Annotated in this window: 13 protein-coding genes; all 13 read left to right on the plus strand. The window is 25.5% G+C overall.

All coding sequences use genetic code 11. The features are described from left to right. Window positions 1-2 precede the first annotated feature (2 nt). From glyQ to AWT72_RS01015, 13 genes are read left to right on the plus strand one after another with little or no spacing between them, the layout of a single operon-like run. The gene (glyQ, locus tag AWT72_RS00955) at window positions 3-881 is read left to right on the plus strand and encodes a glycine--tRNA ligase subunit alpha (protein ID WP_067139424.1); all 879 of its coding nucleotides are present in this window, start codon (window positions 3-5) and stop codon (window positions 879-881) included. Next, entirely contained in the window at window positions 881-2,860 is a 1,980-nt protein-coding gene (gene glyS / locus AWT72_RS00960) for a glycine--tRNA ligase subunit beta (RefSeq protein WP_067139427.1), read from the plus strand. The genes glyQ and glyS overlap by 1 nt, the downstream gene beginning before the upstream one ends. Before the next feature lie 23 nt (window positions 2,861-2,883). Further along, window positions 2,884-4,080 (plus strand): HipA domain-containing protein, encoded by a 1,197-nt coding sequence (locus AWT72_RS00965; RefSeq protein ID WP_067139430.1) that lies wholly within the window; start codon window positions 2,884-2,886, stop codon window positions 4,078-4,080. Beyond that, entirely contained in the window at window positions 4,070-4,801 is a 732-nt protein-coding gene (locus tag AWT72_RS00970; RefSeq protein ID WP_067139434.1) for a Fic family protein, read from the plus strand. The genes AWT72_RS00965 and AWT72_RS00970 overlap by 11 nt, the downstream gene beginning before the upstream one ends. Beyond that, window positions 4,801-5,418: a Fic/DOC family protein gene (locus AWT72_RS00975; RefSeq protein ID WP_067139437.1), complete on the plus strand. Its 618-nt coding sequence runs from the start codon at window positions 4,801-4,803 to the stop codon at window positions 5,416-5,418. The genes AWT72_RS00970 and AWT72_RS00975 overlap by 1 nt, the downstream gene beginning before the upstream one ends. Continuing rightward, entirely contained in the window at window positions 5,418-5,840 is a 423-nt protein-coding gene (locus AWT72_RS00980; RefSeq protein WP_067139439.1) for a hypothetical protein, read from the plus strand. The genes AWT72_RS00975 and AWT72_RS00980 overlap by 1 nt, the downstream gene beginning before the upstream one ends. A 25-nt stretch (window positions 5,841-5,865) precedes the next feature. Then, window positions 5,866-6,861, plus strand: coding sequence for a Holliday junction branch migration DNA helicase RuvB (gene ruvB, locus AWT72_RS00985; protein WP_067139442.1), 996 nt, complete (start codon window positions 5,866-5,868; stop codon window positions 6,859-6,861). Next, a complete protein-coding gene (locus AWT72_RS00990) occupies window positions 6,861-7,571 on the plus strand; it encodes an RsmE family RNA methyltransferase (protein WP_067139445.1) in 711 nt (236 codons plus the stop codon). Before ruvB ends, AWT72_RS00990 begins: the two co-directional genes overlap by 1 nt. A 21-nt stretch (window positions 7,572-7,592) precedes the next feature. Then, on the plus strand, window positions 7,593-8,315 hold the full coding sequence (locus AWT72_RS00995; RefSeq protein ID WP_067139449.1) for a hypothetical protein: 723 nt from the start codon (window positions 7,593-7,595) through the stop codon (window positions 8,313-8,315). A gap of 25 nt (window positions 8,316-8,340) precedes the next feature. Further along, window positions 8,341-9,321 carry a LytR C-terminal domain-containing protein gene (locus tag AWT72_RS01000; protein ID WP_067139452.1) on the plus strand — a complete coding sequence of 327 codons (981 nt, stop codon included), beginning with the start codon at window positions 8,341-8,343 and terminating at the stop codon, window positions 9,319-9,321. Window positions 9,322-9,328: 7 nt separating this feature from the next. Further along, window positions 9,329-9,643, plus strand: coding sequence for a ribosome silencing factor (rsfS, locus tag AWT72_RS01005; protein ID WP_067139455.1), 315 nt, complete (start codon window positions 9,329-9,331; stop codon window positions 9,641-9,643). Window positions 9,644-9,647: 4 nt separating this feature from the next. Continuing rightward, a complete protein-coding gene (mrdA, locus tag AWT72_RS01010) occupies window positions 9,648-11,546 on the plus strand; it encodes a penicillin-binding protein 2 (RefSeq protein WP_082680486.1) in 1,899 nt (632 codons plus the stop codon). Then, on the plus strand, window positions 11,524-13,428 hold the full coding sequence (locus AWT72_RS01015) for a ribonuclease J (RefSeq protein WP_231724032.1): 1,905 nt from the start codon (window positions 11,524-11,526) through the stop codon (window positions 13,426-13,428). The genes mrdA and AWT72_RS01015 overlap by 23 nt, the downstream gene beginning before the upstream one ends. Window positions 13,429-13,451 lie beyond the last annotated feature (23 nt).

Below are 13,451 nucleotides of genomic sequence, written 5' to 3' on the forward strand. Positions count from 1 at the left end.
TAATGAATTTTCAAAGTATAATATTAACATTACAAGAATACTGGGGGAAACAAGGATGTATAGTTTCTAACCCATATGATGTTGAAACAGGAGCAGGGACATTTAATCCTGATACATTTTTAATGTCATTAGGTCCAGAACCTTGGAAGGTTTGTTATGTAGAACCTTCAAGAAGACCAAAAGATGGTAGATATGGAGAAAACCCTAATAGAGTTTATCAACACCATCAATTTCAAGTTATAATGAAACCTTCACCTGATAATATACAAGAACTATATATCAAAAGTTTAGAAGCATTAGGTATAGATATTAAAAATCATGATATAAGATTTGTAGAAGATAACTGGGAATCTCCAACACTAGGTGCTTGGGGATTAGGTTGGGAAGTTTGGTTAGATGGTATGGAAGTTACTCAATTTACATATTTCCAACAAGTAGGCGGTCTTGAAGTAGATATTACACCTGTTGAAATAACTTATGGACTTGAAAGAATAGCTCTATATCTACAAAATAAAGACAATATATATGATTTAGAGTGGGCAGATGGTGTTAAGTATGGTGAAAGAAGAAAACAATATGAATATGAAATGACTAAATATAGTTTTGAAGTAAGTGATAGTAAGATGCATTTTACTTTATTTGATATGTATGAAAAAGAAGCAAATAATTGTATAGAGCATAAATTAGTTTTACCTGCTTATGATTATGTTTTAAAATGTTCACATGTATTTAATAATTTAGATGCAAGAGGGAGTATAAGTACAACTGAAAGAATGTCATATATTTTAAGAGTAAGAGATTTAGCTAAAAAATGTGCTGAAGTTTTTGTTGAAAATAGAAAAGCATTGGGCTACCCATTACTTAAAAAGGAGGAAAAATAATGAGACTTTTATTTGAATTAGGAGTTGAAGAATTACCTTCAAGATATGTAGTAAAATCAGAAAAAGCACTACTTGAAAATACTAAAAAACTGTTATTAAATAATAGAATAGAAGTGTTTGGAACTAAAAGTTATAGTTCTCCTAGAAGATTAGCCATTGAAATTGAAATGAGTGATACTCAAAAAGATTTAGATGAAACTAAATTAGGACCAGCAATTAACATAGCATTAAAAGATGGGAAGCCAACTAAGGCATTACTAGGTTTTTTAGCATCTAATGGTTTAAAAGAAAATGAATATAGCATTATTAAAACTCCTAAGGGAGAATATGTACAAATATCTAAGTTTGAAAAAGGAAAAGATACTAAGGAAATATTAGCCCAAATTTTAAAAACTGCTATTAACTCATTAGAATTTGAAAAAAGTATGAAATGGGGAAGTAGTCAATTTAGATTTATAAGACCTATAAAATGGATTTTAGCATTAGTAGATAATGAAGTTCTAGATTTTAGTATTGAAGGTATCAAGGCTAGTAATATAACTCGTGGTATGAGAGAGTTTGGAAGTCAAGAAATATTAGTAAAAGATATGTCTAAATATAAAGAACTTTTATTAGAAAATTATGTTATAGCAGATAGAGAAAATAGAAAAGCCAAAATATTAGAAAATTTACCTAAAAATACTGAAGTAGATAACTCTTTATTAGAAGAAGTTACAGATTTAGTAGAATATCCATGTATAATAGTTGGAGAATTCAATAAAAATTATTTAAATTTACCAGAGGAATTAATAACTATAACTATGAAAACTCATCAAAGATATTTCCCAGTAAGAAAAGAAGATGGTAAGTTATCTAACCAATTTGTAGTTGTTAGAAATGCACCAGTTTATTCTGAATTGGTTAAATTAGGTAATGAAAAAGTAATAGAACCAAGATTAGCGGATTCTAAATTTTTCTTTGATGAAGATTTAAAAATTAATTTATTTGATAATGTAGAAAAATTAAAAAATATTATGTTCCAAAAAGATATGGGAACTATATATGAAAAAATGTTAAGAGCAAAAGAAATAGCAAAATATTTAGGAGCAGATGAAAATACTTTAAGAGCCATAGAATTATCTAAGGCTGATTTGGTTTCTAATGTAATAAATGAAAAAGAATTTACAAGTTTACAAGGTATGATGGGATCTATTTACGCTAAGAATAGCAAAGAAAATGATATAGTTTCTAATGCAATAGAAGAACATTATAGACCAAGATTTCAAGGAGATGATTTACCTAAATCAATGGAAGGTGCAATAGCAGCAATATCAGATAAAGTTGATACTGGTATGGGAGCATTTTGTGTAGGACTAAAACCTACTAGTTCAAAAGACCCTTATGCTATAAGACGGGCTATACAAGGTGTAACTTATATTGCACTAGATAAAAAATTAGATATATCTTATGTGGACTTATCTAAAAAAGCATATGAAATATTTAGTAATGATAAAAAAGTAATATATTCTAATGCTTTGGGAGATTTTATACAATTTTTCAAACAAAGATTAGAAACAGTATTGTCTGAAACATATAGCAAAGACCTTATTTCTTATGTGATAAATATAGAAACTAACTTTAAAAATATTTTGGTAAAATTAAATAAATTAAATGAACTATCTAAAACAAGTGATTTTGCTAATTTAATAAATTTACTAAAAAGAATGAAAAATATGGTAAAAGATAATAGTAATAAAGGTATAGATTTAAGTTTAATTAAAGATGAAAATGAAAAAAATATGATAAATTTAATAGAAAAATTAAATAATAATAAGAATAATTTTTCTGCTTCAATAGATACATTATTAGAAAATGCCAAAGTTATAAATTCATATTTTGATAATGTAAAAATTAATACAGATGATGAAAAAATAACTAATAATAGATATGCATTATTAAATAATGTTTTATTCGTGGTTGGAGATATTATAGAAATATAAGAAAAATTAAAAAGTGAGGGATTATGGAAACTTTAAAATATATAAAAGAATATACTTTAAAAAGTAAAGATATTCCTTTGCTTGATTTTAGATTTTCTAGTTTTAAAAATGAAAATTTTAAAAATATAGAAAAACTAGAAATTTTAAAAATTTATAAAGATTTTTCTAAATTAAGACCATTAGATTTAGAAAATGATATAGATTCATTAGAAAAATTTATAAAAAATAGGAGAATACCTAATAATAGAGAAAATTTTGATAAGATTATAAACACTCTACCTTATGAAAATAGAAACTTATTAACAAGTTACATTGATATATCATTAGCATTATCATTAAATGATTCTTATTGGCTAGTGCCTAAAAATAGTAAGTTTTTATGGAAAGACTATAACTTATATAACAATAACTTTTCAAAACTTATATCTGAAACTGCTTTTTTTGGAATAGAGCATAGCATTAAAATGCTTACAACTTCCCCTGAATATACAACAAATGGAGCAATAAAAAAATGTTGGTATAGATATGACAATGGGAAAACTGTATTATTTAAGTCAAATAGTGTAGAATATGCTAATAGGGGTAAAGAAGCCTATACCGAATTTTATACAGGTCAAGTTGCTAAATATTTTGATTTTGATTATGTGAAATATGATTTAGTTAATTATAAAGGAAATATAGTATCTGCTTGCGATATTTTCACAAGTGAGAAAATTTCATATGTACCAATATTTAAGGTTTTAGATAAGAAAGATAATAATAATTTAGAAAAAATTAATGAAATTATGGGTTATGATTTTATGGCAGACATGTTAGTATTTGATTCATTAATAGGTAATATAGATAGACATTTAGGAAATTTTGGGTTATTAAGAAATAATGACACAGGAGAAATTTTAAGACCAGCACCAATATTTGATAATGGTTTATCGTTTATAAATTTAATATCTAGTTTTGAATTAGACAGAAAGGATTTAAGCAAATACTATTTTTCTAATTATAAGGATTCATTTTTAGAGGGCTTTGAGAGTATAGTATATAAATATGTAAATGAAAAGCACTTAAAAATATTTGAAAAATTAAAAGATTTTAAAATAGAAAAACATTCAAAGTATAATTTAGATGATAAATGGTTAAAAGCATTTGAAAATTTTGTTAGAGAAAATGCTAAAATGTTTATAAATATATATATGATAAAAAAGGAAAAATATGTTAAATAATATATTGCAAGAATTTTTACAAGAAAAGAAAATGAAATTAAAAGGTAGAATTTACCATTATACACAAATAAATTTTGCATATAATTCTAATCATATTGAGGGAAGTTCTTTAACAGAAGAAGAAACTAAATACATATATGAAACTAATTCTTTTATATCTGATAAAGAAAAAATTACCAAAATTGATGATATAATAGAAGCCAAAAATCATTTTAAATGTTTTGACTATATCTTAGATACCATTAATGAGCCTTTAAGTGAAAAATTAATAAAAGATTTACACAAAATTTTAAAAACTAACACTAATGATAGTGAAATAGACTGGTTTGCAGTTGGAGAATACAAGAAAAAACCTAATTTTATTAGTAATTTAAAAACAACTAGTCCCAAACAAGTAAGATTTGAAATGAAAGCATTATTAGATAAATATAATGAGATACCAATTAAAAAAATAGAAAATATAATTGATTTTCATTATAATTTTGAAACTATACACCCTTTTCAAGATGGAAATGGTAGAGTTGGTAGACTTATAATGTTTAGGCAGTGTTTGAAAAATAATATAGTACCATTTATTATAAGTGAAGAATATAAGTTATTTTATTATAGGGGTTTGAAAAAATATAATGAAGATAAAGCATTTTTAATAGATACTTGTTTATCTTGCCAAGATAAATATAAAGAAATATTAAAAAAATTAAAAGTAGGAGACCAACTATAATGACATTAAAAGATATTGAAAAATTCTATAATTCTATTGATAAAGATGAAGAAGAAAAATACAGTAAACTTAAATGTTATGATATTTATTCTAAAAAAATTAAATTTAAAAATAAAATTGGAACTATTGAAAACCTAATAGAAATACATAAATATATTTTTGATAAAGTTTATGGGAATTTTGCTGGATTGGTAAGAGATAAACCTTTATACAAAGGCAATTTCATATTTTGTATGCCAATATACATTAATAGCAATATAGAGCAAATAAATAATAATTTTGCCAAAACAATAGATGATATTATAGAAAAATATTGTGATGTAAATGTGTTACACCCTTTTTATGAAGGAAATGGTAGAAGTACAAGAATTTGGCTAGACTTGATATTAATTAAGAAATTTAAAGCAGCAATAGATTGGAATAAGGTAAATAAAAAAGATTATTTAGATGCTATGAAAAAAAGTATTGTTAATACTGATGATATAAAAGAGATTTTAAAAAATGCTATTACAACTAATATAGATGATAGAGAATTATTTATGAAAGGAATAGATGCATCTTATGAAATTGAAAATATTAATAATTACAATACAAAAGATTTAGTAAAAGGAGAATAATGAAACCTAAAATAACGATTTTAAAAAATAGTACTGATTTATTTAATGTAGATATATTGAAAAATATACAAAAAAAATTACAAGATGATGATTTGGTATCTTTTAGAAAAAAAAATATAATTGATGATGATTATATTTTTGATAGAACTTCTTTTATAGAATCAAACTTAAAAGCATTAGGAGAATATAAAGAAAATTCAATTGATGATTTAATATTAAAAATTTCATACATGTATAGAATAAGACCATTTGAGAAAAAAAACAAAGAATTTTTTAAAACTTGGTTAGACCTATATTTAGATAGAAAAATAAAAAAAAGAATAAATTGGAATAATATAGACTATGAAATTTTTGAATTTATTTTAAAAAAAGATACAAATATGAATATTTTGAAAAAACTAATTGTTAATAATTTAATTTGAAAAATTAAAAGTAGGAGAAAATATAATGAGCGATAGATTTACTGACTTATCAGAACATATAGCAGAAGATAGTATAGGGAATAATTTAAGACCTAGAACTTTTGATGACTATATAGGTCAGGCTAAATTAAAGGAAGCAATGCAACTTTATATAAATGCAGCCAAAATGAGAAATGAAAATGTAGACCACATACTTTTATATGGTCCACCTGGTCTTGGTAAGACCTCATTAGCATATGTTGTTGCTAATGAAATGGGTAGAAGTATAAAAATAACTTCAGGGCCTGTTTTAGATAAGTCAGGAGATTTAGCTTCTATATTATCTTCATTAGAAGATGGAGATGTATTATTTATTGATGAAATACATAGATTAAATACTAATGTTGAAGAAATACTTTACCCTGCTATGGAAGACGGGGAAATAGATATATTAATTGGTAAAGGACATGCTGCAAAAAGCATAAGAATAGAATTGCCTAGATTTACTTTAATAGGGGCAACAACTAATGCAGGAAATTTATCAAGACCTTTAAGAGATAGATTTGGTGTTTCACATAGAATGGAATATTATACTGATGATGAATTAGGTTTAATAATTAAAAGAGGAGCTAGTATTTTAAATATTGCATATGAAGAAGATGCAATAGATATTATGGCTAAAAGAAGTAGGGGAACACCAAGACTTGCCAATAGACTATTAAAAAGAGCAAGAGATTATGCAATGATCAAAGGAAATGGTATAATAGATGCAAAGTCGGTTTTAGGAATACTTGAAATGTTAGAAATAGATGAATATGGTTTAGATGCCATGGACAGAAGTATAATATATAAAATAATAGAAAACTATAATGGTGGACCTGTTGGACTTGAAACCTTATCTTTATTGTTAGGAGAAGATAAAAGAACGGTTGAAGAAGTTTATGAACCTTATTTAATTAAACAAGGTCTACTTAAAAGAACAAGTAGGGGTCGTGTAGTAACTGATAAAGCATATAGACACTTAGGTTTGGTGGCAGACTAATGCTTAGTATAGTAATTGAAAAAGAAAATAAAATAGATGATAATATAATAATAAATAATGTAAGCGATATTAAACATATAGTTAATGTTTATAGACTAAATGTAGGCGATGAAATAAGAGTTGTAGACAATGAATTTGAGTATTTAACTAATATAGTAAAAATTTCTAAAAAAGAAGTTTTACTTAAAGTTAAATCAAAAGATATTGATAAATATAGCCTAAATATAGATATAGATATTGCTATAGGAATAATAAAAAATGATAAAATGAAACTTCTTATAAAAAAATTAACTGAAATAGGAGTTAATAATATAATACCACTTAAAACGGAAAGAGTAATTGTTAAAATCAATGAAAAAAAAGAAAAATGGGAAGAAGTAGTTAAAGAAGCCATGAAACAATGTAGAGCGGTTAAAAAAACTAATTTAACTGAGATACAAAGTTTAAGAGATTTAGACATAGATAAATATGATAAAATAGTGTTTATGTATGAGAACTCTAATGAAAGTCTTAAATTACATGAAGCAGTAAGTTCAAAAGATAAAAAAGTTTTATGTATTATAGGACCAGAAGGTGGCTTTAGTCAAAAAGAAGTAGAATTTATGAAAAATAAAGGATTTTTAGAAATAAATTTAGGTAACAGAATATTAAGAGTAGAAACTGCTGCTATATTAGTAGCATCAGTACTAGCACATAATTACGGTTATTAGGAGTAAAAAAGGGGAAAAAGAGTGAAAAATTTAATGATACTTTTAATTATATTATTGCCATTATCTTTTATTCTCAAAGCCAAAAAAAATAACGATAATAAAAGTAATAATAACTTAAAAATTAAAGTAATTTCAACTAAAAAAGATGAGCCTGTTGATTTTGCATTTAAAATCTGGTGGATAGCAGTAAAGACAAATGATAAAAATGAAATAGCCAAAATATTAGAATTAAAAGATATACAAGCTTGTAATTGGGAAAGCGGAATAGAAAATGCATACGATGATATGGTGTTTATAACACCGCAAATTGGAGAATGGACTATTGCCGTAGGAAGAGGTTTACTTCCTGGAGATAGTAAAGAAAGTATTGAAAAATTAGAAATTATATTAAATAAACTAAGTAGTAAATTTGGAGAAGCCCAATTTTTTGGCTCTCACAGAATTGTAGATTTTTATAATTGGATGAAGTCTACTAATGGTAAAATAGATAGAATTTATTCATATTCTGGGTATTATGGAGAAAATATAAAAATTTATGGAGAACCCACAGAAGTAGAAAAAAATTTAAAATTATATAATTCATTTTTAGAAGAAGCAAATACAGATGAGTATTTAGAACAAGAAGATTTGGTATATCCAGGTGAAGATCTTTTTTTAGAAATAGCTGAAAGTTGGAGTATAAATCCAAGTAAATTATCTGAAAGAGATGACATTAAAGATGAATTAGGAATAATAGGTAAATAATTGAAAGTAAAAAAAGGAGAAAAAAATGAGAAAAATTATTGGAATATTAATGTTAATGGGATTATTATCATGTGGAACTAATGATAAAATTCATGCAGATAGATTATCATTTTCTAATGATAAATATTATGTTTATTATAACGAAGAAGTTATTGAAATACCAAAAGGTACATATATTACAAAGGATAATAAAATAGATGACTATTTCTTTAGTTTCTTTGGAAAACATGTTAAAGATGAAAAAAAATTATTATCAGATTTATCAAAATATTTTCCACATGGGATAAAAGCAATAGATACTTCTAATGAAGTACCTAGTACATCAGTTGAAATTCCTACTATGAAATTAGAAGATAGAAATGTAATTGATAGTATAAGATTAGCAAATATATTGTCAGGTGGAGACGGTAAAGCCTTGATAGTAGTAGATCAAACTTCTGATATAGTTGACGTTAAAGAAACTGTAGCATTAGATCCTACTACATCATTAAAAGGAAAAAGTGTAACAATATTAAATGCTAATGGTTTAAATGGTTCTGCTAGTAAATTAGGAGAAAAATTAAAAACTGAATTAGAGATAATGTATAATGCTGAAAACTATAAAGAAAGAAGAAAAGCAACATACATACTTAATAATAAATTAACAGATGAAGAATTAGTTAAACTTATAAGTATATTAGGTATAAAATATGTAAGATTAGAAACAAAAGAAACTAATTTATACCCTGAATCTGACGCAGTTGTTATTTTAGGTGATGATAGAAAAGCTAATTTACCTATTAAAATATACTCAACTACTGGTGTTTCAGAATTAAAAGAAGCATTAAAGGCATATAATCCAACAGTTTATAAAGCAAAATCAGGACAAGGAATAGTGGGGATAACTATAAAATATAGTCCAGAAGATATATTTATAGCTAATAAATTATCATCATTAATACCTGGTTCTAAACTAGAAAAAGATGAAAATTTAAAAAATAAAATAGAAATAACAACAAACAGATAGGAGAAAAATGTTAGATATAAAATTAAGAGTAGATAAAATAGTAGAAGTTATAGAAGGCAAAAAAGCACAAGATATAAAAGTATACAACATGATTAATAAAACGCCATATTATGACTATTCTATAATATGTACAGGATCATCAAGTAGAAATGTTTTAGCAATATTAGATGCAGTAAAATCAGAAATAGATATTATAAAAAGTATAGAAGGACATAACGAAGGAGAATGGGTACTAGTAGATGGTGGAGATATAATAATTAATATTTTTACAAAAGATGCTAGGGAGTACTATCAATTAGATGAACTTTATGGAGAAATATAAATAAATGGAATTTAAAAGAGAAATTGATAAAGAGGATTATGGGAAAAGAAATGGCATCTTTTTAATAATAGTAGCGACTATCTTCTCTCTTTTGACTATTAGATTATATTATTTACAAATAATAAAAGGTGATTACTATAAAGAAAAGGCTATAAGAAATAGTTTTAGAGAAAATATAGTAAAAGCTGCTAGGGGTAAAATATATGATATTAATGGAGAACTTTTAGCTGAAAATTCTACTGGATATAAACTAATTCATAGATATACTAAACCTATAAGTTCTAGCGACAAAGAAATATTAATAAAACTACACGAAAAATCAGAAGAAGTATTAAGTAATATAAGTGAAACAAGAAGAAAGAAACTTTTAGATTTATATTTTGATATAAGTTATATGGCAAAAATTATGGAAATAGATTATTTAGATCTTCTAGATACGTTTTATACAACTGTTCCATTAGGATTTGATCATGAAATCGTTGTAGATGAAGACATAGATATAGAAAAGGCATTGGTAGAAGTAGAAAAGTTACCTAATAATAGAATAGATATAGTAGAATATAACAAAAGAAAATATGTAGAAAAAGAATTAGCTTCGCATGTTATAGGTTATGTTAAACAAATAAATGGTAAAGAATATTCTGAGTTAAAAGATAAAGGATATAATATAGATGATTTAATAGGTAAAAAAGGTATAGAAAAACAATATGACTATGAAATGAAAGGCATAGATGGTCGTGAATATGTAGAAGTTGATGTTAGAGGAAATGTTATAAAAAAATTAGATGAAGTTAAAGCAACAGCAGGAAATAATGTATATCTTAGTATAAACGCAAGACTACAAAGATATATGACGCAATATATGAAAGATATTGTAGGAACTTTTATTGCAATAGATGTTAAAACGGGAAAAATTTTAACTTTTGTAAGTTCACCCGAATTAGACTCTAACCTATTAAGTTCTAAAATTAATCAAAAAGAATGGAATGAAATAGTTAATTCTAAAAAAACACCTTTATTAAATAAAGGAATAGCAGGTCTTTATCCACCAGGTTCTACTTTTAAATCTGTAATGGGACTAGCAATATTAGAATCTGGAATAAGTCCTAGTTATAAAATACATTCAACAGGTAAATTTGAGTATGGTAGAGCAGTTTTTAGAGATTCTCATTTGCATGGACATGGTTATGTAGATTTTTATAAATCAATAGAAGAATCAGTAAATACATATTACTATGCACTGGGACTTAAAATACCGAGAGAAAATATATATAAAGTTGCAACAAGTTTTGGTATAGGTCAAAAAACAGGCATAGATATACCAGGAGAATTAGAAGGACTACTACCAACTCCTGAATGGAAAAAGAAAAAATATAAAAAATCTAGTAGAAAAAGATGGTTACCAGGAGATACTATTAATTTATCAATAGGTCAGGGTTATTTATTAACTACACCTATTCAAATATTAATGGTTTATCAAGCAATAGCAAATAATGGAGTAAAATTAGAACCTACATTAGTTGATAGATTTGTAAGTCAAACTGGAATGGTAACTATCAATGAAGCAAAAATAAAAAATAAAATAGATGTCAGTGATGAAAATCTTAAAATACTACAAAAAGCACTAGAAATGGTGGTAAAAAACGATGGTGGAACAGCCAATATTTTAAGATTACCCTATGTGAATGTTTCTGCTAAAACAGGTACAGCACAAAATAGTGGTGGAGAAAATCATTCATGGATAGCGGGATATTTCCCGTCAGAAAATCCTAAAATAGCTTTTGTTTCATTTGTAGAAAATGGAGGTTATGGAGGAGTAGCAGCAGGAAGACAAGCAAGAGAATTTATAACACAATATTATAATAAAGGAGAAAAGAATATTGGAAAAGAAAATAAAAACTAAAATTTCTAGTAAATTAGAAGAATTAACCAAAATGCCTAGTTTAGATACAAATAAGAAAAAAATAGTTAAAAATATGAATACAAATAATAAAAATAATAATAATAATAATAATAATAATAGAAATAGTAACAACAACAATAGCAATACTAACAACAATAATAGTAGTAGCAATAGTAACAAAAATAATAATAAAAACAGTAATAACAATAATAATGGTAATGAATTGGAAAAAACATATATAATACCATTAGGTGGTCTTGAAGAAGTTGGAAAGAACATGAATGTTATACAATATAAAGATGAAATGATAATGGTTGATGCAGGATTAGCATTTCCATCAGATGAACATTTAGGTATAGATATAATAATACCTAATTTATCATTTTTAGAAAATAATGCAAATAAATTAAAGGCATTACTTTTAACACATGGACATGAAGATCATATAGGAGCAGTTCCATATGTATATCAAAAATTGGGAAATAAAATGGATTTATATGGAACTAAATTAACAGTTGCATTTGCAAAAGCAAAATTTGAAAGAAAAGACATAAAAAAACCTAAATTTAAAGAAGTAAAAACAAGGCAAGTTATAAAACTTTCTAAATATTTTACTGCTGAATTTATAAGTGTAACACACAGTATAGCAGATTCTTGTGCCATATGTATAAAAACACCTAGTGCAACAATACTTCATACAGGAGATTATAAAATAGATTTAACACCAGTAAAAGGTGATGGATTTGACTTTTTAAGAATGGCACAATTAGGTGAAGAAGGTGTAGATTTATTAATGGCTGACAGTACAAATTCATTAGTAAGTGGTTATACTCCATCTGAAAAAACTGTTGGTAAAAATATAGATGAAGAAGTTTCAAAAGCACAAGGGCGTGTAATAATTGCTGCATTTGCATCACATGTTCACAGAATACAACAAATAGTGGACGTAGCAGTAAAATATAATAGAAAAATAGCAGTTGATGGTAGAAGTATGTTGAAAAATTTTGATATATGTAAAAGATTAGGGTATTTAGATATTCCTAAAAACTTAATTATAAATATTGAAAAAAGTGAAAAAATGCAACCAAATAAAGTTATGATATTATGTACTGGAACACAAGGAGAGCCTTTAGCAGCATTATCAAAAATAGCAAATGGGACACATAAGTTTATAAATCTTAGAGAAAATGATACAGTAATAATTTCATCAACACCTATACCAGGGAATGAAAAAGCAACTACGAAAAATGTAAATCAATTATTAAAAAGACAAGCAGATGTTGTATTTGAAAGATCTGTTGGAGTACACGTTTCAGGGCATGCAAGTCAAGATGAACAAAAACTTTTATTTAATTTAATTAAACCTAAATACTTTATGCCAGTACATGGTGAATATGCAATGTTAAAGAAATATAAAGAAACTGCTATAATGACAGGAGTATTAGAAAAAAATGTAATATTAGCAGAAAACGGATTTAAAATAGGTATAGATAAAAATGGATGGAATTTAGCAGAAAAAGTTCCTTCTGGATTAACATTAATAGATGGTTCAAGAATGGGCGATGTAGGAAATTCAGTATTAAAAGATAGACAAAGTTTAGCAGATGATGGAATATTTGTTATGAATATACCTTTATATAAAAATGGTAAATATGGAGAACAAATAGAAATTGCAACTAGGGGATTTGTGTACATAAAAAATGCTGATGAATTATTAATAGAAGCAAAAGAAATAATTAAATTAGAATTAAAAAATTTAGAAAGCCAAAAAGTGTATGAAATTTCTAAAATAAAACAAGTACTAAGAAGAAAAATATCTGATTATCTATACAAAAAAACAGGAAGGTCTCCTATGATTCTTCCGATAGTTATTGAAGTATAAAAATTAGGAGGATAAAAAAGAGC

Source organism: Oceanivirga salmonicida (genome assembly GCF_001517915.1).
Lineage (GTDB): Bacteria > Fusobacteriota > Fusobacteriia > Fusobacteriales > Leptotrichiaceae > Oceanivirga > Oceanivirga salmonicida.

What these genes read in the sequence shown, in the direction of transcription:
- glyQ (WP_067139424.1), top strand. Translation starts at nt 3, where the DNA reads ATGAATTTTCAAAGTATAATATTAACATTACAAGAATACTGGGGGAAA.
- AWT72_RS00980 (WP_067139439.1), top strand. Translation starts at nt 5,418, where the DNA reads ATGAAACCTAAAATAACGATTTTAAAAAATAGTACTGATTTATTTAAT.
- AWT72_RS00975 (WP_067139437.1), top strand. Translation starts at nt 4,801, where the DNA reads ATGACATTAAAAGATATTGAAAAATTCTATAATTCTATTGATAAAGAT.
- rsfS (WP_067139455.1), top strand. Translation starts at nt 9,329, where the DNA reads ATGTTAGATATAAAATTAAGAGTAGATAAAATAGTAGAAGTTATAGAA.
- ruvB (WP_067139442.1), top strand. Translation starts at nt 5,866, where the DNA reads ATGAGCGATAGATTTACTGACTTATCAGAACATATAGCAGAAGATAGT.
- mrdA (WP_082680486.1), top strand. Translation starts at nt 9,648, where the DNA reads ATGGAATTTAAAAGAGAAATTGATAAAGAGGATTATGGGAAAAGAAAT.
- AWT72_RS01000 (WP_067139452.1), top strand. Translation starts at nt 8,341, where the DNA reads ATGAGAAAAATTATTGGAATATTAATGTTAATGGGATTATTATCATGT.
- AWT72_RS00965 (WP_067139430.1), top strand. Translation starts at nt 2,884, where the DNA reads ATGGAAACTTTAAAATATATAAAAGAATATACTTTAAAAAGTAAAGAT.
- AWT72_RS00990 (WP_067139445.1), top strand. Translation starts at nt 6,861, where the DNA reads ATGCTTAGTATAGTAATTGAAAAAGAAAATAAAATAGATGATAATATA.
- glyS (WP_067139427.1), top strand. Translation starts at nt 881, where the DNA reads ATGAGACTTTTATTTGAATTAGGAGTTGAAGAATTACCTTCAAGATAT.
- AWT72_RS00970 (WP_067139434.1), top strand. Translation starts at nt 4,070, where the DNA reads ATGTTAAATAATATATTGCAAGAATTTTTACAAGAAAAGAAAATGAAA.